Raw genomic sequence first — 21,545 nt, forward strand, 5'->3', positions numbered from 1 at the left:
TGAATACAAGAAAAAAATGGAACCCATTGTAGGGTTCCTTAAGTAGAAGTATTTCTTTAAGCTCTAACAGGCGAAATCAGCTGTATATTGGAGGTTTTTCCTCTTGGAATAAGTACAATTGGTTTAAATGAACCGTTAAAACATAACATTATCTCTTCTTGATCAATTATCACTAATGCATCTTTCATATAGTTACCATCAAACGTTATACTTAACTCCTTATCACCCGAAACATGCTTAACCTTCATGGTTTCTTCAATTTGTCCGATGGAAGATGAATTAGAGGATACTATTATTTTTGAATCATCATATAGCTGAATTTTCACGTTATTATTTCTTGATTCACTTGCAAATATACTAGCACGATAAATTGCGTTTAATAAATCCTTTGTATTGACTATTAGAGTGGTTTTCGATTCTTCAGGAATTAGACTTGAGGTACTTGGGTATTTTCCATCAATTAGCTTAGAGTACACTGCTAAATTACTGGATTTAAACACAATAGTTGATTTTTTAATAAATACATCTATCTCACTTGAATACCCATTATAAAGCTTTCCAACCTCTGATAAAGTAATACTTGGGAGGATAAAGGACTCGTTTAAATCGGTATGTAAAGAATGCTTAATGAAAGAAAGCCGCTGGGAATTTGTAGCGACACAAATAAGTGAATTGTTTTGAAGTGTAAAATGTACACCAGTAAGCACAGGCTTCGTTTCATTTTTGGAAGTAGCAAAGACGGTATGCTTTACGATATTTTTCAACTCCTCACTTGTAAGCTGAAACCCGTCACTATGATCTATTTCTGGTAGAACAGGATATTCCCCTGCATCAAATCCACTTAAGGTAGTTATAATCTCATTTGATTTAATCTTCACCGAAAGATTATCCTCTAGCATAACATGCATATCATTTGGCAATTTCTTAATAAGCTCATTCAAATGCTTTGCTGAAACTACTATACTTCCGGTATGTATGATCTCCAGCTTTTCAGAGGTTGAGATTAATTTTTCAATCACCATATCGTTATTACTTCCTACAAGGTTTAGACTATTCTGTTTAGCCTCTATCTTAATACCAGTTAAAATAGGATTAGTTGCTTTTCCTGAAACTGCTCTGCTAACCTCCGATACAGCCTTACTCCATTCTGCTTGATTAATTATAAACTCCATTGGTTAATCCTTTCGTATACTAGATTGCTAGTTATTATGTTTGCTTCTATACAAAGTCTATTAATTTACTCTAAATTAAATGGCAATCTTGGGCTCTCATCCTTATAGATAGAATATGTCCACCCCTCATTAGTCAATGTTGTGCATTTCTCATCACTACAGCTAAAAAGATAGGTTTGCTTATTTGTCTTCACACTAACCCCGAAGTAATAAGGAAACACTCCTCCTTTCGCTCGATCAATACCCGAATCAATAGCGATTATATCTTCTGTCTCAGATAGCCTTTGATATGCTTCACTTTCGACCGTTTTTTGAACCATTTCACTTAATATTATTTGTTCTTCATCGGTTGGTTCATACCATTGGTCAAACAAAAACCATTTTCCAAAACAGTATATATTTACACCGATACTCAAGGTAAATATAACAATACAAATGATTAACAGTATTTTCTTGTTTTTCACTTTACTATCCCCTGTATATAAAAAATTTATAATAATATAGTAAGTATAGTATAGAAAATGAAAATCTGAAAATTATAAGTAAACGCACCTTTTTAATAAAGATGCGTTTTTCTCGAATCAGTCTGACATTATTTTATTCAGGCAATATGTTAGGACATCATCCTTCATAATAAAACTATATCTTTTATTTGTTTTAACATTCTTTGGTATTTCACTTATCAAAACTGGCCCTTCAGTTTCATAATACGTCTCTTGCCTTTCTAATTTTTCAATATCAGCGACATAAACATTTTTCACGACATGGCCTGCTTTACCAGCTACATGATACTGTCCTAAATAATAAATCGATTTGATAATGCCTCCTGTCTCTTCCATTACTTCTCGGTGTGCTGCTTGTTCAGCAGTCTCCCATTCTTCTACTTTTCCACCTGGAAACTCTAATCCCCGGTCCTTATGCTTCGTTAATAACCATTTTCCTTGATATTGGCAAATAACCCATACATGCTTGGGTTCCTTTGAAAAAGGATGATCCATAAAAGAAAGTTGAATTTCATTTTGATAATAATCACGAAATGTATACATGTGTCAGCTACCTTTTTTTCAATGATGTGTAATATTTGTTATTTTCCACTCCTGGTTTGCAAAAGTAAATTCCATTTCAATTACAAAGTCTCCATGGAGCCCAGTTTGGTTTTCTTGCTTAACCAATACTTTATTATGCTCTAATTGTATCACATCATAGTCATTCTGTTTATTAAACCAAGGAGGTCCATCTGTCGGAACAATATATAATCCCCCATTCTCCTCATAAAAATAGAAATTGACATATTCGCGAGCAATAGTTTCCGTTGTTACAACACCAAAGGCATTTATTAATGATTCTTTATTATTAAATTCTATTACTTGGTAGTCTTGATCTGTTTCTTGTACTAAGAGTCGCATAAATTCATCTGTCAATTGAATGATTTCTTCTTTTGTTATGGATTGATATTGTGAATCTTCCCCTATTACTTGTTCTTTACTTGATATTGAAGCTGTTGATGGTATGATAAGGGCGATGCAAATACCAAGTGCAATTAGTATCAATACATATTTCATCTCTATTCCTCTCCATGTCTCTAGTAGAAATTATTCCCTTTCCTCTACTAGCCTTAAACTAGAAAAGGAATAAGATATTATATCCTATTCCTGTATGGCTTCACATATGATTATCTTCTAAAATCCCAATACTATCGATATGACTTTTTATTGTGTCATCTCCTAAATCATATAGCATTTGATAGACTTCCACCAACCCGGTATCATAATGATCATTAGGCTTATCATTATGATATGGCATTATAGGTACATGCGCCCGCCAAAATGCTTGCATGGATGCGCTGTCCATATTGTTCAGTTTTGCTCTTAGCATCGCTACTTCTTCGTCAGTTGCATGAATGGTAAAGCTATCATTATTTTGATATTTCGTTTGTGAAATTTCTCCACTGCCTATGTCGATATAGTATTTCTTTTTTTCCAATACATCCACCTCCTATCCTTAATTTGTCTTAAAGTAGGAAAAGAATGTATGATAAGCATGGATTAATCATTTAGTAGCTCCAATAATTTACTACGTACTAGTTTATTGGAAGCATTCCTTGGCAAGCTCTCTACAAAGTATATTTCCTTTGGAAGCTTATATTTTGCAAGTCTTTTTTTCGCATAATCAATAATTTCTTCTTGTTGTAAGTTATTATTGGAACGGACGATAAATGCCACTGGGATTTGCCCCCAGTTATCATCAGGCTTTCCGGCTACTCCTACTTCCTTTACGCCATCATATCCAGACAATACGCTCTCTATTTCAGATGGATATATATTCTCCCCCCCTGAAATTATTAAATCCTTTCTACGATCAACAACATATAAAAATCCTTCCTCATCTATATAACCAAGATCTCCTGTTGTAAGCCAACCGTTTTGAAAGCTTTCTTCATTTGCTTCTTGATTATTGAAGTAACCATTTGTTACCATTGGTCCTTTAACAAGGATCTCACCAATCTCATTTGGTGCACTGTTCTTTATTTTTATTTGAGCAGGAAATAATGCCTTTCCAGCTGAACCAACCTTAGCAAATGCATCCCTTGGACTTAATGTAACAATCTGTGATGAGGTTTCTGTCATTCCAAAGGATTGAAAGACTGGAATATTTCTTTCATTCGCTTTTTTCAATAATGGTATAGGAGCTGGTCCACCACCAAGAAGCATACAACGAAAATGATTAGGAAGCCTACTCTCACCTAGCGACTGAATCATTCTTTGCAACATTACAGTGACCACTGAGACAATCGTTACACCACGATTAATAATAGCATCGAGTACGATCTGTTCATCGAATTTTTCAACTAAATAGACAGGCATACCATATATGACACTTTTGATGAAAATGGAAAATCCCCCAACATGAAAATATGGTAAGACAGCAAGCCATTTATCTGATTCCGATAAACCAAGATTCAATGCTGAACCAATTGCACTCCACCAATGATTCCCATAGGTATGTACCACTCCCTTTGGAAAACCAGTCGTACCTGAAGTATAGATGATTGTGAAAGGATCATCCAAATTAATTTCAGATACGAGCTGGGTATCCTGTTTCGCTTCCTTCCCAACCTCGGAAAAGCTTCTAACAAAATCAATGCTTAATTCATTAGCTTTTTGAATTAAATCATCTGCAGCTAATACTACTCTAACTTCAGCATCGTCTAGCTGATAATTTATTTCTTCTGTTGTTAGTCGAGTATTTAATAACACGATTACAGCACCTAGATAACTCAATGCATGTACGGCAATAATCATGTCTAGATTATTATTGGATAGCACTCCAATATGATTACCTTTTTGAATTCCAAGTGTAGCTAGTCTTTTAGCAAATGCTTGACTTTTTTCCTTAAGCTCATGAAATGTAATAACTGTCCCATCCACCAATTCAATTGCTGGTTGATTCGGTGAAAGAAATGCTTGTTTTGTTAACCAATGGGGAATAGTTTCAGCCATTCATACCACCTCATTTTATAGAAAAACCTTTGCATAATTTGCAAAGGTTTTTCTCGTTTTGGCTTCTTTCAGTAGCCTATTAGACGTTCATTGATCATACTAATTTTGGCTTTGCAAGATAACATCAAGGAAAACGAGGGAATTGACCGAAGTCTGGTTTTCTTTTCTCCTTGAATGCGTCTCTTCCTTCTTTCGCTTCATCTGTTGTGTAATAAAGAAGTGTTGCATCTCCACCCATTTGCTGTAGACCGGCTAAGCCATCCGTAGCCGCATTAAATGATGCCTTTAAGAATCGTAATGCAGTTGGTGATTTTTCTAAGATTTCAGCACACCATTGTAGTGTTTCTTCTTCTAGCTGTTCGAGTGGAACAACCTTATTAACCATTCCCATTTCATAAGCTTCTTGTGCATTATATTGACGGCATAGGTACCAAATTTCACGTGCGCGTTTTTGACCTACCATTTCAGCAAGTAATCCCGCTCCATAGCCCGCATCGAAGCTTCCTACTTTTGGACCGGTTTGTCCAAAAACAGCGTTATCAGCGGCAATTGTTAAATCACAGACAACATGAAGTACATGGCCACCACCTATCGCATAACCAGAAACCATGGCAATGACTGGTTTTGGAATTGTACGAATAAGTCGTTGTAAATCTAGAACATTTAAACGTGGGATATGGTCTGATCCAACATATCCACCATGTCCACGAACAGATTGGTCTCCTCCAGAACAAAATGCTTTATCACCTGCACCTGCTAAGATAATGACACCGATAGATGAATCGTCACGTGCATCAGCAAACGCATCAATCATTTCATTTACGGTTAGTGGTGTAAACGCATTGTGCTTTTCCGGGCGATTCATGGTGACTTTTGCAACACCATTGTATTTTTCATAAATAATTTCTTCGTAATCACGAACTTTTTCCCATTGTACAGACATGGAATTCCTCCTTCTATGTAATAAACTATCGGTACGACCGTTTACAATAGGTCTACCTAGGTTTTGTTTATACAGATAAAAAGCTATACCTTTTTATCTGCTAAAATAAACTCCTCTACTATTTTACCAAAAAGTTCAGGTTGTTCCACATGAATTGCATGTCCAGCATTATTTACTAATGTCATCTTGCTATTTGGTAGTAACTTATCCATCTTTTCATTAATAGAAATAAACTTATGGTCCAATTCCCCAACAATTAGCAATACTGGGACAGTAAGTGCTGAAAGGGTATACCACCAGCTTGGTTGACTACCAGTTCCCATAGACCGTAACGACATTACTAATCCTTCGACTGATTGAGACATTCGTTCCCTGCGGAGCTCTTTACGGACATTCTCTGCTAAATCTCGCTGCGATAAAAAGAGTGGGATATTTTCCCAATATTTAACAAAGGACTCTAGGCCTTTTTCTTCAAGCATACTTGCGAGATTCTCATCCTGATCGATTCGTTTCTTACGTTCTTCTATCGTCGCTAATCCTGGAGAAGCACTTTCAAGGGTTAGCGACTTTAGCGCTTGCGGATAGAACATTGCATATGAAAGAGCGGTTCTTCCTCCCATGGAATAGCCTACTAGATGGAATTGATCAAACCCATTTTCTGTCACAATTCGGTGAATATCATGACAACAGCTCTCCATGTCAACAGAGGAAGATGCAAAGGTTTTCCCATGTCCTGGCAAATCGATGACTAATATTGTAAATTGTTTTTGGTGTTTTTCTAAGAATTGATCCCAAGTATGTGTACTTCCCGTGAATCCATGCAGCAATACTATTGGTTCACCATTTCCATGGATTTCATACCAATAACTCACATCCCGAATTAGCGTTCTCACTGAACCACCAGCTTTAAAATATCCTCTTCAATAGCTGTCCATAATTCCTTGTGCCAATGAAGATTTTCAGTTCGATCTGTTTTCACCTCAATAACAGATAATCCTTGTTCTTGATAGCTTGCTAATAACATTTCTTTTAATTCGCTAGAATCTGTCGGATTGTGATACGAACCTCCATACATTTCAATTGCCTTTTGAAAATCAATATTTAGCGGTGTTCCAAACAGTACCTCGAAATGTTTTTCATGGTGGAATTGTGGTAAAAACGAGAATATACCACCACCATTGTTGTTGATTACAAGGATCGTAATATTGAGATTATAATGTTTTGCTGCAAGTAAGCCATTCATGTCATGGAAAAACGATAAATCGCCTAATAATAGCGTTACTGGGTTTCCAGACGCTGCAGCTCCTAATCCACTTGATATAATCCCATCAATACCGTTTGCCCCACGATTAGCTAATAATGTTAGCTTTTTAGAGCCCGCCATTAGGAATGTATCTACATCACGGATGGACATACTATTTCCTACATAAAATGTACTTTTGTTAGGAATTACATCTGTTAATTGCTTCACAGCTTCTCCTTCTGTAAGTGAACCAACCGATGCTTTTACTAAATGTTTCTTAGCAATCGAATTAAAGTTTTTCCAAGTAGTTAACCAGTCATTGTCTGAAGAAGAGCTTATAATTCCAGCCTCTAATAAATCTGAACAAAATAAAACCGGATCAGCATAAATATATTCTGTAGGATTACCAACCGGTTCACGATAGCCAGCATCCTGTTCAACCACGAATTGGAGAGCAGTCTGATTTTCTTTCACAAAAAATAAATATGCCTTAGATACTGGCATAGCTCCAAACCGAATAATATAATCAGGTTTTAAATAAGCTCGGATTTTTTCATTGCGTAAAAAACTGTCATAGCCCTCAATAATATTTCCAGTTGAATGGGAGCCAGTTCGAATCAGTGATAGCGGATCAGCTAAAATTGGAACTCCCCAATTTTCTGCAAGCAATGTAACAGCCTCCGCTAAATCCTGATCCATTTGTGGACCACATACAAAAAGTCCCTTTTGCAGAGAGGCTAATCGCTCAGCAAGCTGATTTATAAAGCTCTCTGGGAGCCTTCTTTTCCCATCATGCCATCTAGTATATGGCTCACGAATTGGTTCTCCCCAAAGATCCTTAAGTGTGAAGTCAGGAATAAGAGGTTCTTGAAAAGGAAAATTCAGATGAACTGGTCCTGGATTACCCGATAAAGCCTCATGAACTGCTCGTGCTGCTCTTATTCTAGCGTAATTTAGCATTTCTGCTGTAGACTTAGGCAATGCCATCTCATGAAAGCTCTTCACATAGGAGCCGTACATCTTTATTTGATCAATGGCTTGTGGTGCACCAACATCTCGTAATTCATGGGGACGGTCTGCAGTTAGAGCAATTAACGGTACCCTACTCTCATGTGCTTCTACTATCGCTGGATAATAGTTAGCAGCCGCAGTTCCAGAAGAACAAACTAGTGCAACAGGCCGATTTGTTTGTTTCGCTAATCCCAAACCGAAAAATGCAGCAGATCGCTCATCTAAAATAACCCATTCTTTAATTTCTGGATGCTCTCGAAAAGTCATGGCAAGTGGAGTTGACCTTGATCCAGGTGAAATAATGACATCAGTTAATCCACTTTTTGCTAATTCATCAACAAAATTTGCAATATATCTCGTTAAGTCTTCCGTGTGACTCATTTTTTATCCCCCTAATACGGTTAACATCGGTAAAAACTTAATTCGCGTCTCTTCAAATTCCGCTTCAGGGTCTGAACTTCTTACCACTCCACAGCCAGCAAATAATGAAGCAGTATTACCCTGAATAAGTCCTGAGCGAATCGCTACAGCAAATTCGCCATTTTGATTACTATCTATCCAGCCAAAGGGGGCTCCATACCATCCTCGATCAAGTAATTCAGATTCGCGAATATAGGATAGTGCTTCTTTTCTAGGCTCCCCGCCTAGTGCAGGCGTTGGATGTAGCTTCTCAATGACATCAAATATACTATACCCTTCTTTAAATATACCTCTTACAGGTGTATATAGATGCTGCAAATTTCTTAATCTATAAAGAACAGGCTTTTTAGGTATCTCCATTTTCTGACAAAATTCCTCTACAGAATTCTTTATCATTTGCACAACAAAATCATGCTCTTGCAAATTTTTTTCATCGTGCAATAATTGATACCCTATCTTATCATCCTCAAGTTCATTCCTACCCCGAGGTGCAGTCCCAGCTAAACAAGTTGATAATAACTGATTACCTTCCAGTTTTATTAGTCGCTCTGGACTAGCTCCAACGAAACAATCCGTTCCTTTTTCATATGCGAAAATATAACTGGTAGGTTGTGTATCAATTAATTGTTTGATTACATCCGTTAAACCAACTTCTTCCGAGAAGGTTAATCGTAGCTCACGAGCTAAAACGATTTTCTCTACTTGGCCTTTAGCTATATATTCAGTTGCATGTTTTACTGTCTCTTTCCACTGTTCTGGTTCAACTTCTTCCCGCCCAACAATTACTGGCTTTTTATGGTCTATATTTTGATAAGAAAGGAGAGCCTTCTCTTGATCAGCAAGTTGTCTTATTAAAAGCTTCGGATCATCCATTCCATCTACTAAAATCGTTGTTGTTAAAAAAGTCCCTTGTTGATTTACAAGTAATAAAAATGTCGGAACTCGAAGTTCATTATTCGTAAACTTATTCCACAACGCTGTCTTAGGCTTGTGTGGATCAAAAGCCATCCCACCAATTGCAGCAATTCCAGTCCCAGGAATCTGATACGGATTATTAATCACCGCTTCCTTCAAAACGGACTCCCATTTCTCCTCTAAACTAGATATAGCTTGAGAGTCCTCGTGGATAGAAACAGCACTTCCTATCCCTACCATCACAAAGTCATCGATTGTACTATGCCAATAGGAACGATTCATATGTAACGTTAATCCTGCTTCAAAAAAGTGCAAGGGGTTTAACGGTTGTATTTTTTTCGTAAAGCTCACTAGCCTTGACTCAGAGGAGTGTAGGCCCTGAATCACTCTTATTAAAGTGGACTCAAGTGTTTCCTCTTTAACCTCTATCATTTGGTTGTCCTCCGTTTTAACATGATACGTCTCTTTATATTCTATTCCCTTTCTTCTAGTTTCTCAAGAAAACTACTATCTACTCCAAATAGCCCTACTTTTACACCTGTTATCCTACTTCATTGACACCCTTACTCTTTTTGCCTAAACTAAAAATGATATAGATAGATAAGGAGTTAGTTTATGGCAACAACAGATAAAGATCATATTAAAAGAGCCTTAAATGAACGGGACGGCTTTCAGGTTTGGTGGAGGCTACTTCGCCCGCATACATTGACTGCATCATTTGCTCCAGTATTTGTTGGAACAATGGTCGCATTAAATGCCGGTAGTTTTCATCTATTATTATTCTTGGCAATGTTAATTGCATCCATCTTAATACAATCTGCCACCAATATGTTTAATGAATATTACGATTATGTACGTGGTGTCGATTCGGAGCATTCCGTTGGTATTGGTGGAACTATTGTTAGGGATGGAATCCAGCCCAAGACAGTACTTCGTTTGGCACTCTTTTTTTACGGAATTGCCCTTTTACTAGGTATTTATATTTGTGCAATCACCAGTTGGTGGATTGCTGCCATTGGGCTAGTATGTATGCTGTTTGGTTATTTATACACAGGAGGACCATTTCCAATTTCTGCAACACCGTTTGGAGAAGTTTTTTCTGGATTCTTCATGGGTACAGTTATCATCGGTATCAGTTATTATATACAAACAGGTTATATAGACGCATTCCCTATTTTCATCTCCATTCCAGTTGCGATATTAATTGGTTGTATAATGCTTTCTAATAACATTCGCGATTTAGATGGTGATAAACAAGGTGGGCGGAAAACACTAGCCATATTACTTGGAAGATACAATGCCGTTCGTTTTCTAGGTCTATTATTTATTATCGCATTCTATTTTACTGCACATTTTATTATTATTGGCATTTTACCGCTATGGTCTCTCCTTACATTTGTCGCAGTGATTCCTGCTATAAAAGTTGTAAAGGGGTTTAAAGGAAAAACAGAACCATTAGAAATGATGCCAGCTATGGTGCTAACTGGAAAAACCAACTCCATTTATGGCATCCTGCTAGGCTTGTCTTTATTGATTAATTATTTCATCTAAGAACTACTAATACTTATAAAAGGGGAGAGTTCAGATGGAATTATCAAATACACTTATGGAATCGCTTGGTATTAAAACACTGTCACTAGATAAGGAACTTGTTGTCATGACAATGCCAGTCGATCACCGTACACATCAGCCTCTTGGCTATCTACATGGGGGAGCCAGTGTAGCACTTGCTGAATCCGCTGCAAGTGTAGGAGCATGTTTACATGTCGATTTAGAGAAATTCCATGTTTTTGGAATCGAAATTAATGCGAACCATATCAAGAGTAAACGTGATGGAATTGTAACAGCAAAAGCAAGACCAGTCCATGTTGGAAAAACGACGATGGTATGGGAAGTTGACATTCGAGATGAAGATGAGAAAATAATTTGTATTTCTAGATGTACAATCGGAGTTGTACCGAAGAAATAAAAAAAATCAGTGGGGAACTAGTTCCCCACTGATTTTTTTATAAAGCATCACATAAAAAGTAGTTCAGAATTATCCCATAAGGCTGAACTACTCTCTAAACATAAATTTGATTATACAAATTTTGCTTGCTGCTGTTCAATCCAGCGGCGCATTTTGATAAATATTGGTACAAATAATATTCCTACAATAATTCCTTTAATCACGTTAAAAGGTAAAATACCAACTAAAATAGTAGTCATCATAAATTCGTGGGTAACTTCTCCCCAGCCCATCATCAATGAGTATGCTGGTAGCAACACGAAGTAATTAAATACTCCCATTCCTAATGCCATGATGATTGTTCCAGTTATTAATCCAGAAACAATACTTTTTACATTTTTAAATTTGTGATAAAGAATTCCTATTGGTAACACAAGTAACACACCAGCTATTAGGTTTGCTGTAACACCTACTATTTCCCCACCACCTATTGCTAGATATAAACCATTCTTTATGGCTACAACAATAACTCCAGCTAATGGTGAGAAGATTAATGATGCCATAATTGCGGGTACATCACTAAAATCAATCTTTAAATAACTTGGTAATAATGGGAGAGGAAAATTAATAAAGAACAGCAATAATGATACTGCACCTAACAAAGATAATATTATAAGTCTCGTTAATTTGGATGATTGCTTATTACTAGTTTGCATCATCTAACTCCTCCTTCACATGCATCGATTCACATCTTGTGAAGGATGAACCTATTCCTACATACAAATAAACCCTAAAGCCATAACCTAATCGGGGCTTTAGGGTTTTAAATTCAATAGGAAATAGAGGCACATAAAAATGTACCAACTGTTCGGCTCGACATCTTCTCCCATCCAGACTTTAACTGTCGGTCCTGGATTTACACCAGATCAACCAATTTGACATACCTCTCAAACGGCTCACGGACTTAGAACCATGGTTCATTACCGTCGGTCGGGAATTACACCCTGCCCCGAAGATGGAATCGATATGATATTTTCAATCTTAATTATAACACATACTTTTGATTTGAAAAGGAGTATGCTCACTATTATTTTAAATAAACCAACTGGAAATATCCAAAATTTGATTGGAATCAGAAAGGGAGCCTAGTATCACCTTTGAAGATGTTTATTACTTAATCAAGGGGATTTAAGCTCTCCTCTCCCGTCAAATCAGCAATCATTGTAACAAGTAGCTTTATCTCCTGATCTATATCCATAAAACTTGCCGTCTCAACTGGCGAATGCATGTAACGTAACGGCAATGATACTAACGAAACCGGAACACCACGACCAGTGTACCGCATTTTATCAGCATCAGTGCCAGTATGTCTTGGGGTTAGCTCATACTGTATCTCTAGCTGAAGCTTTTTGGCAGCTTTTTCTAATAGATGATTAATTTTACGATTAATTGGAGCACCTTTTGCTAATACCGGCCCCTTTTCCAGTCGAACATCACCATGCTTATTCTTATTAACACCAGGATAATCCGTAGCAAAAGTCACATCACATGCAATGGCCATCGTTGGTTCAATTCCTGCAGCTGCAAAATATGCTCCACCCATATTCGTTTCCTCATTAACAGTACTTGCTGCATATACTCCAACTGTACAGCCCTTTTTCTTTAATTGCCTTAGCACTTCAGCAACGATAAATGCTCCAGTCCGGTTATCCAAGCCTCTACCGGAGATATAGCGGTCCATTAAAATTTCAGGCTCTGTTTTGTACACTACTAAATCACCTATTTGTACAAATTGTTCTGCCTCACCCTTTGTTTTAAAGCCACAATCAATAAATAAATCCTCTAGGTCAAAATCGTTCTTCAATCCACCATGATGTTGAGCATTTACACCAATGACACCGGTTAATGTTTTACCATAGCCTAAGACGGTTGTTTTCATACCGACTGCAGCCTTTGGATTAATTCCACCCATTTTATCAAAATGTAAAAAGCCATTTTCATCAATACGATTAATAACAAGAGCTATCTCATCGCAATGCCCTGCCAACAGAACTTTAAATGGAGCATCCGGATTCAATACACCTATAACATTTCCAGCATTATCTGTGATGACATCATCGGCAAACGCTTTAAAGTAATCACGTATTTTCTTTTGAATTTCCACCTCTTCACTGGAGGGGGAAGGAGTTCTAAGTAATTCTAATAAAAAATCTCTATTTGTCTTTTCCAATACAGACAACTCCCTTAATTATAAATTTATTGGTTTTATCATAACAAAATAACAGACAGCAAGCACTTTTATTTACGCAGCTTAAAATAATTATTAAACTTTATTTAATATATTGAATAGGAGGATGAACATGACATTAAATGATTTGTTCTTAAAAGCCATGTCTCACCAAGCATATATTGATGCGATGGAAACACATAAAGAAAATTTACTACATATCTATCATTCGTTCACCACACCAGAGGATAATGATTTCTTTAAACGTATACAAGATAAAAAATTACGAGTTATTGTCTTGACAGAGGATTGGTGTGGGGATGCTATGATGAACATTCCAATTCTTCTACATTTAGCTGAAAAAACAAATATGGAAGTTCGTATGCTCCTACGTGACTCTAATTTGGAGCTTATGGACCAATACTTAACAAATGGTAAAGCACGTTCTATCCCTATCTTCATCTTTATAGACGAGGATGGAAAGGAAATAGCAAAATGGGGTCCTAGAGCGGAAGAGGTTCAACATTATGTGGAGGAAATAAGAGCTGAATTACCGGATAAAGAGGCAGAAGATTATAATGAGAAGCATCGTGAAGTAATTCAAAAAATGACTGAAACATTTAAATCGGATACTAAACTTTGGAATGTAGTATACACCAGTCTAAAAAACACACTATCAAGCATGTACTAATATCAGAAGACCCGACCACTATAATAGTGGTTGGGTCTTCTGATATAGTTGCGTAGAAAATGGTACATACTAATGAGACACAATAATTTAGTTAGGTGAGAGAATGAATATTGAGCTCTTTAAACATGTCTATTTTCGACTTCCCATCCTAGTTCGCCTACTTGTAACCGTTCTTTTAGTTATGATTCTATTTGGCGCTATCATTCATTTTATAGAACCCAACCAATTTCCCACAATCTTTGACGGTATATGGTGGGCTGTTGTTACAGGTGCTACTGTAGGATATGGAGACTATGTTCCATTATCAACAGCGGGGCGAATCGTTGGTATTATTTTGATTTTAACTGGTGGGGGATTAATTACTTTCTACATTACTCAATTTGCTGCGACAACAGTACAGCATGAAAATGATCTTTCTCACGGTAAAGTCGCATATAAAGGAACGAAGCATTTCATTCTAATCGGCTGGAACGAAAAGACTAGAATCTTAATCCAACGGGCATTAAAGCTAGATCCTAAGCTTGAGATTGTATTAATTGATCAAACCTTAACTAGCATATCGTATCAGCATTTTCCAATTCATTTTATTCATGGAGACCCAACCGATGATTATATCTTACAAAAAGCAAATATTCGAGATGCGATAAGAGTCATTATAACCGCAGATAATCATCGGAATGAAAAACAAGCTGACAATTATTCCATCTTAACTACCGTAGCGGTTCGCGGCAACCACCCGGATATTCCCATTTTGGTCGAAATTCTTTCATCCAACCAAATTGATAATGCCATTCGTGCTGGGGCAAGCACCATACTTCGCCCAAATGATTTTATGAGCACATTACTTTTCCATGAAATATTTCATAATAAGTCGAATCCATTTGAATCAATTATTCAGCTACTAAAAACACAAAAATTTAAGCAAATACATGTATTAGAAGAGTACTATCACAAAAGCTTTTTAGAGGTATCGACTGCACTTCATGTAAAACAGTATTTAGTACTCGGAATACTTCGAGATAACGAATGGCATATGAATCCTCCCCCTTCCACGCCTTTACAGGAAGGTGATATATTAATAACGTTAGTTCCATGGCGACATTAATATTTTGCCTGAATCCACTTTCTATGATAGAATTATTTATTGCGTGAAAAGAAACGAATATATAGGAGTTGTTCAGCATGACAGACAAGTTTGAAATTGGTGAGGTTTTGAAAGGCAAGGTCACAGGAATCCAACCATATGGTGCATTTGTTGCATTAAATGATGAAGTACAAGGATTAGTTCATATTTCAGAGGTTACCCATGGATTTGTAAAAGATATTAATGATCATCTATCCGTAGGAGATGAAGTTTCGGTAAAGGTACTAAGTGTTGATGAAGATAATAATAAAATTTCACTTTCCATTCGTGCCACTGAAGAGCCACCTAAGAAGCAAGCGAAAGCAAAACCTCAGAAAAAATCCGTTAAACTAGAAGAGGATACTTCTGGATTTAATACCCTAAAAGAAAAACTAGAAGAGTGGATTGAGCAATCTGAATTAAAAAAATAAGTTTTTCTGACAGAGGCTTCCCCCCATCAACATTACCTATTTTGTTAATATTGATGGGAGAAGCCTCTTAAACATTTCTTACAGCTATGATATGTTTGAATCAACAGAGTCTATTTTCAATATTAATTTAGGAGTTGAGAAGAATGACACATATCCAATTTTCTTATCAGCATGCACTGAATTTTTTACATAAAGATGAGATAGACAATTTTTCAGACTATGTCCAAGTAGCACATCAGGCTATCCATAATAAGACAGGTCCTGGAAGTGATTTTTTAGGTTGGGTTGATCTACCGGAAGATTTTGACAAAGAAGAATACAGCCGTATTAAAGCAGCTGCTGAGAAAATACAAAAGGATTCCGATATTCTCCTTGTCATTGGAATTGGTGGCTCTTATCTTGGAGCAAAAGCCGCGCTAGAAATGTTGAACCATTCCTTCCAAAATATGCTTTCTAAGGAAAAGCGTAGCACACCACTTATTATTTTTGTTGGGCACCATATGAGCTCTACATATATGAAAGAATTATTGGATGTACTTGAAGGAAAGGACTTCTCCATTAATGTAATTTCTAAAAGTGGTACAACAACAGAGCCTGCTATAGCATTCCGTATTTTTAGAAACTATTTAGAAGAAAAGTATGGCAAGGAAGAGGCAAAATCACGAATTTTTGCTACTACAGATAAAGCACAGGGAGCACTAAAAGGTCTTGCAGATGAAGAGGGCTATGAAACATTTGTTATTCCTGATGATGTAGGTGGAAGATTTTCCGTTTTAACTGCTGTTGGCATATTACCACTTGCTGTTAGTGGAATAAATGTGGATGACATCATGCAAGGTGCACGGAAGGCCATGAATGATTTTAATGAGCCTCAATTAAAATACAATATAGCCTATCAATATGCTGTCGTAAGAAATGTTTTATATCACAAAGGTAAGACCATTGAGATGTTAGTAAACTATGAGCCTAGCCTTATCTTTTTTGCCGAATGGTGGAAACAGCTATTTGGTGAGAGTGAAGGAAAAGATCAAAAAGGAATCTTTCCAACCTCAGCTAATTTCTCAACTGATCTTCATTCTTTAGGGCAATATATACAAGAAGGCCGTCGAGATCTCTTTGAAACGGTAATTCATGTCCATAAGTCAAAATTTGATTTAACCGTAGAAACAGAGGAAAACAATGCTGATGGGTTAAATTACCTAGTAGGTAAAACAATCCATGAAATTAATGATAAGGCTTTCCAAGGTACTCTACTTGCCCATACTGATGGTGGTGTACCGAATTTGGTTATTCATGTACCAGAGCTTGATGCATACACCTTTGGTTATCTCGTTTACTTCTTTGAAAAGGCATGTGCGTTAAGTGGCTATTTACTAGGTGTAAATCCTTTTAATCAGCCTGGTGTAGAAGCCTATAAGAAAAATATGTTTGCCTTATTAGGAAAACCTGGATTTGAAACGGAAAAAGAAGAATTAGAGAAAAGACTTTAATCCTAAAATAAACAGCTCAAATCTGAGCTGTTTATTTATTCAATACCACTTATCTTCCAGACTCCATTTACCTTCACCATATCCATAGTAGCAATTATTTGAATATCCTCGTGCCACCCTAGAAAATAAATTGTAGCACTTTCCTTTGTTGGATATTGTACAGCTACTAAATTACTTTTATCTTTTATATCCCACCAATCCATCTTTTCACTATCTTTAATTGTGTATTCGCTATTTATGGAAGTGAATACCGATTTATCCTTTTTCTGGTAGGAGAAAATATATAATGATGTTAATTCTATTGGGCTGAGACCTTGTAATACCGCTCGGTCAAAACTACTAGCATATTCCTTGTAAACTTCAGTCGTATTATCTATAAACGGCCATTTATTTAAATCATAAATATCACTATATCCTACATTCTGAAATCTTGGATCAAGCATTACCTCAATTCGATTATAATTAGGATAATCCTGTGAAGTATATTGCCATTCATTAGCCTCCCAATCTTTAACTGCCTCTTCAACTGCTCCATAGAAGATAGAGTTTGGGTTATTATGTAAAAACTGATAAAACTCCTCTTTTTCTTCCATTAATGGCTTAGGTTCGTTTCCACCCGTCAAATAAATCGAGAGATAACTACTTATCTCCTGTGCTAGTAATTTTCGAAATTCATTGGAATAGATTTCTCCATACTTAATAATTAATCCTTCCAGCGCTAATAAATCCGTATCTATATTCTTCCAATCACCATCTGTATAAAAATCCTTAACGTTTTCCGAGAATCTTATATATTCTATATACCCCTTATGAAACCCAGCTTCACTAGCTTTTTCTTTAAGGTATTGATAATCAATTTGCACAGTCAGAATTTCCGTGTCATGTGTGAGATAAAAACCTTGTTCCCGAATTATTTTAATAAGTTGTTTTATTTCCTTTGGGCCTTTATAGCCTTCTAAGTCCTCTTGTGCCAAAACGATTGCATCATAGTCGTCTATCATAATTTGATGTTTTGTTAAGTGTTGCGACAAGTATTCCTGGAATTCAAATTTATACATATTATAAGAATTAAGTAGTTGTACCAAGGACTTATCACTATTTTCTTTGGATGCATCTAAGTCTCTCGTCCATTTAGAAGGAGGAATTAAAAAGTAATCAATTAATTCTTTTACCTCATCCAAACTACCGTAAACTTCTGGGTATTGCTTCATATCCTCAATATAATTACTAATATATGATACTGTAGGAAATTGATTAATATCCGCTAACCCAATTTCTAGGGCTAATTTCTTCTTTTTTTCTTCCAAGTAAGCTAGTATTTCTGGATTAACACTTTCCTCCACTGTTTCTATTTCCGTATGTTCATTGCTTCGCATTTCCTGTAATGTCCGTTCTTTTTCACGTGCTAGTTCCTTCTTCTCTTCCTGTAAATAGAAAATAGCTATACTAAAAAAGAACAGTAATCCTACTACTGCGATAATAGTAGGGAGACGTTTTTTCCAGCTATTTCTGTTTTTTCTAAGCTCAATATACTGTATAATACCATGAGTATTACAGAATTCTGGAATGACATCATAGACATACTTCATTTCATATAAAGATTTTTCCAGCTCATTCTCGAGTGCAACGGAATTCCACTCCTTCACCTTCCCACACATTTTCCGAATGATTCGTTTACCACGATCTATTTTTACATTAATCGATTTTGTATTCATCTTTAATAGTTGAGCTATTTCATCCATACTCAAGTTATGAAAGAAGTAAAAAATAAGCGGCGCTTTAAGATTTATATTCAAATCTTGAAGTACTACATGAAGAACATGATGAGGTTTTTTTTCAAAAAAATAGCCGAGCTGCTGATCATGGATTACAAAGCTTGTCTCAGGTTTCTGCTCCTTTTTAAGATAAGCTTTTATTGTTTTGTACGCCGTTTGATAAACGGATAACCACTCCGGATCTCCATCTATCTCTGTAAAAACATAATATAAGTTATAAAATACTTCTTGTACTACCTCTTCAATATGGTTAGTTTCTATACCAAATTGAAAAGAAAGTCTTTCTACTTCTGGTTTATACCGTTCTACAAATTTATGAAAATCTAGTACTGTATCCTCTTTGTTTACATGGTAAGCGTTATACATTTTCTCCCCTCCCTTTTGATCACTTCTTATCTTATCTATAAGACGATTTATTTTAAGTAAAGTTTCAAGGCACCGAATTAAAACAGTTTATTCGATTATTAGAACTGCCTATTTTATGTATATAAAACAGTAGATGAGTAAAAAATATTTCGTTCTAAAAAAGTTTTTTTAAAAGTATGTTTAAATTTATTTTATCAGGGTATAACTATTAACGTAAGACTTTCTCGTATTCCCCCTGTAGGCAAGGCGTTATAACGCTTTGCTTTTTTTTATTTATTAATTCCTTTACAACTAATTACCCCAAAGAATGTGAAGCTTTCTAATGTTAAAATTACTATGGTTCTGTATAATTAATAGTAATGTAGTTTGAAGGAGGTTTCCATATGGGATTTTTTGAAACTGTTTACGACCGTAAAAATACAAGGTCTGTCAAATGGGATATGCTTGATGAGGTTTTTAACACAAGCGATGTATTACCAATGTGGGTAGCTGATATGGATTTTAAAGCACCTAAAGAAGTTACGGAGGCACTTTTAGAAAGAGTGAAACATGAAATTTTTGGGTATACAGTCATTGATAAAGATGTTAAAGCTTCCATTGTAAACTGGTTAGCTAGACGCCATCATTGGGAGATTAACCCCGATTGGCTTTCTTTTAGCCCAGGTGTTGTCACAACCTTACATATGGCTGTACAAGCATTAACAAATCCAAATGATTCTATTTTAATCCAAACACCTGTTTATACGCCATTTTACAAGGTGATAGAGGAACATGAGCGGAAAGTTGTGAAAAGCCCGTTAATCCGAAAGGGCGATACATATGCAATTGATTTTGAAGATTTTGAAGAAAAATTAAAACAAGGTGTAAAAGCATTTATTTTATGTAATCCACATAACCCAGTAGGGAGAGTGTGGAAGTATGAAGAGCTTAAGGAGATAGCTAGGCTTTGTTTAAAATATAATGTATTCATCATTTCTGATGAGATACATGGTGATTTAGTTTTTCCTGATAAAAAGCATATACCTATCGGCTCTTTGTCAGAAGAAATTGCTAACTGTACGATCACTTGTATGGCTCCATCCAAGACTTTTAATCTTGCCGGATTACAAGCTTCTTATGCCGTTACAGCAAATCCTGAGCTACGTAAAAAGCTGGATCATCATTTTACGATTCAAGGTATTCATGGTCTTAATACTTTAGGGAATACCGCTTTGGAAGCTGCATATAATTTTGGTGAGCCTTGGCTAAATGAATTACAAGAAGTTTTGGTCAGTCATCATAACTATGTAAAAGAAGAATTAGAAGCGAAAACAGATTTGCAAGTTATTCAATCAGAAGGAACTTATTTACTATGGATTGATTGTAAATCATTAAATATGGATGACAAAGCGTTACATTCCTTTTTTATTGAACAAGCAAAGGTGGGTCTAAACAAAGGAATAGACTATGGTGTTGAAGGCTCACAATTTATGCGGATGAACATTGCTTGTCCAAAAGAGATTTTAGTAGAAGGTGTACAGCGTATTATTGATGCTGTAACAAATAGCTAAAGTAATTAAGCGCGGAAACACTCTAATTCCGCGCTTCTAATTTGAAGAATTAATAAAAATGCTTTTGACTATAAAAATAAACGTGATTAATTTATTCATCTTTTTGTTTTTCATTAAATTCTGTTGGATCTGTAGGTGTTTGTTCTGGAACTTTTCCTTTACCAGATTTTATTTTACCACAAAGTATTCTTACTCCCGAGTCACCACCAGGCTGCGACACGCCATCATCCTGTCCTTCTGTAACAACTAACGAGGTTCCCTCACCACGAAGTAAGGACATTTTTCCATCCTTAAGCGTTGCCTTTGGTAGTATCAATTCTGCATCTACTAATCCATCTGATTCCGCTTCCACATTAGGTAAATCTCCTAAATGAGAACCCTTTGGATGCATTAATCCATGTTCCTTTCCCTCTGGATTTAAATGGCTACCTGCTGATTTAAAGTCTGGTGCATCACATTTTGGATATTCATGTACATGAATACCGTGAAATCCGGGAGTTAACCCTTCTAGTTTTAATTTTATCTTCACACCATCTGCCTCTTCTGATAATTCGGCTGTTCCTACCATATCACCCGATGCATTATACATGTCCACTGTTTTCGTTGTTATTATCTTACTTTGGCAAGCGGTAAGTAAGAATACTGCTAAAAGGAATATAAGCGATTTTCGCATTTACACTTCTCCTTTTGTGCTTAGTATAAGTAGTATTTACTAAATTCATTAGGGTAAACATATTCGG

21 protein-coding genes and 1 riboswitch are annotated in these 21,545 nt (G+C 36.1%); of the genes, 7 read left to right on the forward strand and 14 right to left on the reverse strand.

Features of this window, described 5'->3' with window-relative positions; genetic code table 11:
- Positions 1-56 precede the first annotated feature (56 nt).
- The 10 genes from dnaN to KI338_RS16170 form a co-directional block, all read right to left on the reverse strand.
- The gene (dnaN, locus tag KI338_RS16125) at positions 57-1,172 is read right to left on the reverse strand and encodes a DNA polymerase III subunit beta (RefSeq protein ID WP_212922058.1); all 1,116 of its coding nucleotides are present in this window, start codon (positions 1,170-1,172) and stop codon (positions 57-59) included.
- Between the two features lie 65 nt (positions 1,173-1,237).
- Complete coding sequence (locus tag KI338_RS16130) at positions 1,238-1,636, reverse strand: hypothetical protein (RefSeq protein WP_244853701.1); 399 nt, start codon at positions 1,634-1,636, stop codon at positions 1,238-1,240.
- Between the two features lie 117 nt (positions 1,637-1,753).
- Entirely contained in the window at positions 1,754-2,218 is a 465-nt protein-coding gene (ytkD, locus tag KI338_RS16135) for an RNA deprotection pyrophosphohydrolase (RefSeq protein ID WP_212922059.1), read from the reverse strand.
- Between the two features lie 18 nt (positions 2,219-2,236).
- Complete coding sequence (locus KI338_RS16140; RefSeq protein ID WP_212922060.1) at positions 2,237-2,734, reverse strand: hypothetical protein; 498 nt, start codon at positions 2,732-2,734, stop codon at positions 2,237-2,239.
- 100 nt (positions 2,735-2,834) lie between these two features.
- A complete protein-coding gene (locus KI338_RS16145) occupies positions 2,835-3,155 on the reverse strand; it encodes a hydrolase (RefSeq protein WP_212922061.1) in 321 nt (106 codons plus the stop codon).
- Between the two features lie 62 nt (positions 3,156-3,217).
- Positions 3,218-4,672, reverse strand: a complete 1,455-nt coding sequence (locus KI338_RS16150) for an o-succinylbenzoate--CoA ligase (RefSeq protein WP_212922062.1) — start codon at positions 4,670-4,672, stop codon at positions 3,218-3,220.
- 124 nt (positions 4,673-4,796) lie between these two features.
- Positions 4,797-5,615, reverse strand: coding sequence for a 1,4-dihydroxy-2-naphthoyl-CoA synthase (gene menB, locus KI338_RS16155; protein WP_212922063.1), 819 nt, complete (start codon positions 5,613-5,615; stop codon positions 4,797-4,799).
- A gap of 83 nt (positions 5,616-5,698) precedes the next feature.
- Entirely contained in the window at positions 5,699-6,508 is an 810-nt protein-coding gene (gene menH / locus KI338_RS16160) for a 2-succinyl-6-hydroxy-2,4-cyclohexadiene-1-carboxylate synthase (RefSeq protein ID WP_212922064.1), read from the reverse strand.
- Positions 6,505-8,250 (reverse strand): 2-succinyl-5-enolpyruvyl-6-hydroxy-3-cyclohexene-1-carboxylic-acid synthase, encoded by a 1,746-nt coding sequence (gene menD / locus KI338_RS16165; protein ID WP_212922065.1) that lies wholly within the window; start codon positions 8,248-8,250, stop codon positions 6,505-6,507. Before menD ends, menH begins: the two co-directional genes overlap by 4 nt.
- 3 nt (positions 8,251-8,253) lie before the next feature.
- On the reverse strand, positions 8,254-9,636 hold the full coding sequence (locus KI338_RS16170; protein WP_212922066.1) for an isochorismate synthase: 1,383 nt from the start codon (positions 9,634-9,636) through the stop codon (positions 8,254-8,256).
- 183 nt (positions 9,637-9,819) lie between these two features.
- On the opposite strand from KI338_RS16170, the gene KI338_RS16175 reads away from it, so the two are divergent.
- Positions 9,820-10,755, forward strand: a complete 936-nt coding sequence (locus KI338_RS16175; protein ID WP_212922067.1) for a 1,4-dihydroxy-2-naphthoate polyprenyltransferase — start codon at positions 9,820-9,822, stop codon at positions 10,753-10,755.
- A 34-nt stretch (positions 10,756-10,789) separates the two neighbouring features.
- Positions 10,790-11,173: a hotdog fold thioesterase gene (locus KI338_RS16180; RefSeq protein ID WP_212922068.1), complete on the forward strand. Its 384-nt coding sequence runs from the start codon at positions 10,790-10,792 to the stop codon at positions 11,171-11,173.
- A 110-nt stretch (positions 11,174-11,283) separates the two neighbouring features.
- Here the strand turns inward: KI338_RS16180 and KI338_RS16185 are convergent, their stop codons facing one another.
- Both KI338_RS16185 and KI338_RS16190 read right to left on the reverse strand, forming a co-directional pair.
- Entirely contained in the window at positions 11,284-11,868 is a 585-nt protein-coding gene (locus KI338_RS16185; protein ID WP_212922184.1) for an ECF transporter S component, read from the reverse strand.
- 158 nt (positions 11,869-12,026) lie between these two features.
- Positions 12,027-12,173: riboswitch (FMN riboswitch) on the reverse strand.
- Positions 12,174-12,326: 153 nt separating this feature from the next.
- The gene (locus KI338_RS16190; protein ID WP_212922069.1) at positions 12,327-13,382 is read right to left on the reverse strand and encodes a M20/M25/M40 family metallo-hydrolase; all 1,056 of its coding nucleotides are present in this window, start codon (positions 13,380-13,382) and stop codon (positions 12,327-12,329) included.
- A 130-nt stretch (positions 13,383-13,512) separates the two neighbouring features.
- Between KI338_RS16190 and KI338_RS16195 the strand changes: the two genes are divergently transcribed.
- The 4 genes from KI338_RS16195 to KI338_RS16210 all read left to right on the forward strand — a co-directional run bounded on the left by KI338_RS16195 (position 13,513) and on the right by KI338_RS16210 (position 17,114).
- Positions 13,513-14,070, forward strand: coding sequence for a thioredoxin family protein (locus KI338_RS16195; protein ID WP_212922070.1), 558 nt, complete (start codon positions 13,513-13,515; stop codon positions 14,068-14,070).
- A 103-nt stretch (positions 14,071-14,173) separates the two neighbouring features.
- Entirely contained in the window at positions 14,174-15,175 is a 1,002-nt protein-coding gene (locus tag KI338_RS16200) for a potassium channel family protein (RefSeq protein WP_212922071.1), read from the forward strand.
- Positions 15,176-15,252: 77 nt separating this feature from the next.
- Positions 15,253-15,624, forward strand: coding sequence for a S1 domain-containing post-transcriptional regulator GSP13 (gene yugI / locus KI338_RS16205; protein WP_212922072.1), 372 nt, complete (start codon positions 15,253-15,255; stop codon positions 15,622-15,624).
- 143 nt (positions 15,625-15,767) lie between these two features.
- Positions 15,768-17,114 (forward strand): glucose-6-phosphate isomerase, encoded by a 1,347-nt coding sequence (locus KI338_RS16210; protein ID WP_212922073.1) that lies wholly within the window; start codon positions 15,768-15,770, stop codon positions 17,112-17,114.
- 35 nt (positions 17,115-17,149) lie between these two features.
- Here the strand turns inward: KI338_RS16210 and KI338_RS16215 are convergent, their stop codons facing one another.
- Positions 17,150-19,255, reverse strand: coding sequence for a sigma-70 family RNA polymerase sigma factor (locus KI338_RS16215; RefSeq protein ID WP_212922074.1), 2,106 nt, complete (start codon positions 19,253-19,255; stop codon positions 17,150-17,152).
- 383 nt (positions 19,256-19,638) lie between these two features.
- Here KI338_RS16215 and KI338_RS16220 point away from each other — a divergent pair, with 383 nt between their 5' ends.
- Positions 19,639-20,805 (forward strand): MalY/PatB family protein, encoded by a 1,167-nt coding sequence (locus KI338_RS16220; protein WP_212922075.1) that lies wholly within the window; start codon positions 19,639-19,641, stop codon positions 20,803-20,805.
- Between the two features lie 91 nt (positions 20,806-20,896).
- Here KI338_RS16220 and KI338_RS16225 read toward each other — a convergent pair whose 3' ends face one another.
- Complete coding sequence (locus KI338_RS16225; RefSeq protein WP_212922076.1) at positions 20,897-21,478, reverse strand: superoxide dismutase family protein; 582 nt, start codon at positions 21,476-21,478, stop codon at positions 20,897-20,899.
- Between the last annotated feature and the right edge of the window lie 67 nt (positions 21,479-21,545).

This window comes from Ornithinibacillus bavariensis (assembly GCF_018333235.1).
Lineage (GTDB): Bacteria > Bacillota > Bacilli > Bacillales > Amphibacillaceae > Ornithinibacillus > Ornithinibacillus bavariensis.

Coding starts and splice junctions, on each gene's coding strand:
- ytkD (WP_212922059.1), bottom strand. CDS start 2,218: ATGTATACATTTCGTGATTATTATCAAAATGAAATTCAACTTTCTTTT.
- KI338_RS16225 (WP_212922076.1), bottom strand. CDS start 21,478: ATGCGAAAATCGCTTATATTCCTTTTAGCAGTATTCTTACTTACCGCT.
- KI338_RS16215 (WP_212922074.1), bottom strand. CDS start 19,255: ATGTATAACGCTTACCATGTAAACAAAGAGGATACAGTACTAGATTTT.
- KI338_RS16175 (WP_212922067.1), top strand. CDS start 9,820: ATGGCAACAACAGATAAAGATCATATTAAAAGAGCCTTAAATGAACGG.
- KI338_RS16170 (WP_212922066.1), bottom strand. CDS start 9,636: ATGATAGAGGTTAAAGAGGAAACACTTGAGTCCACTTTAATAAGAGTG.
- yugI (WP_212922072.1), top strand. CDS start 15,253: ATGACAGACAAGTTTGAAATTGGTGAGGTTTTGAAAGGCAAGGTCACA.
- KI338_RS16210 (WP_212922073.1), top strand. CDS start 15,768: ATGACACATATCCAATTTTCTTATCAGCATGCACTGAATTTTTTACAT.
- KI338_RS16200 (WP_212922071.1), top strand. CDS start 14,174: ATGAATATTGAGCTCTTTAAACATGTCTATTTTCGACTTCCCATCCTA.
- KI338_RS16185 (WP_212922184.1), bottom strand. CDS start 11,868: ATGCAAACTAGTAATAAGCAATCATCCAAATTAACGAGACTTATAATA.
- menD (WP_212922065.1), bottom strand. CDS start 8,250: ATGAGTCACACGGAAGACTTAACGAGATATATTGCAAATTTTGTTGAT.
- KI338_RS16150 (WP_212922062.1), bottom strand. CDS start 4,672: ATGGCTGAAACTATTCCCCATTGGTTAACAAAACAAGCATTTCTTTCA.
- menB (WP_212922063.1), bottom strand. CDS start 5,615: ATGTCTGTACAATGGGAAAAAGTTCGTGATTACGAAGAAATTATTTAT.
- KI338_RS16140 (WP_212922060.1), bottom strand. CDS start 2,734: ATGAAATATGTATTGATACTAATTGCACTTGGTATTTGCATCGCCCTT.
- KI338_RS16195 (WP_212922070.1), top strand. CDS start 13,513: ATGACATTAAATGATTTGTTCTTAAAAGCCATGTCTCACCAAGCATAT.
- dnaN (WP_212922058.1), bottom strand. CDS start 1,172: ATGGAGTTTATAATTAATCAAGCAGAATGGAGTAAGGCTGTATCGGAG.
- KI338_RS16180 (WP_212922068.1), top strand. CDS start 10,790: ATGGAATTATCAAATACACTTATGGAATCGCTTGGTATTAAAACACTG.
- KI338_RS16220 (WP_212922075.1), top strand. CDS start 19,639: ATGGGATTTTTTGAAACTGTTTACGACCGTAAAAATACAAGGTCTGTC.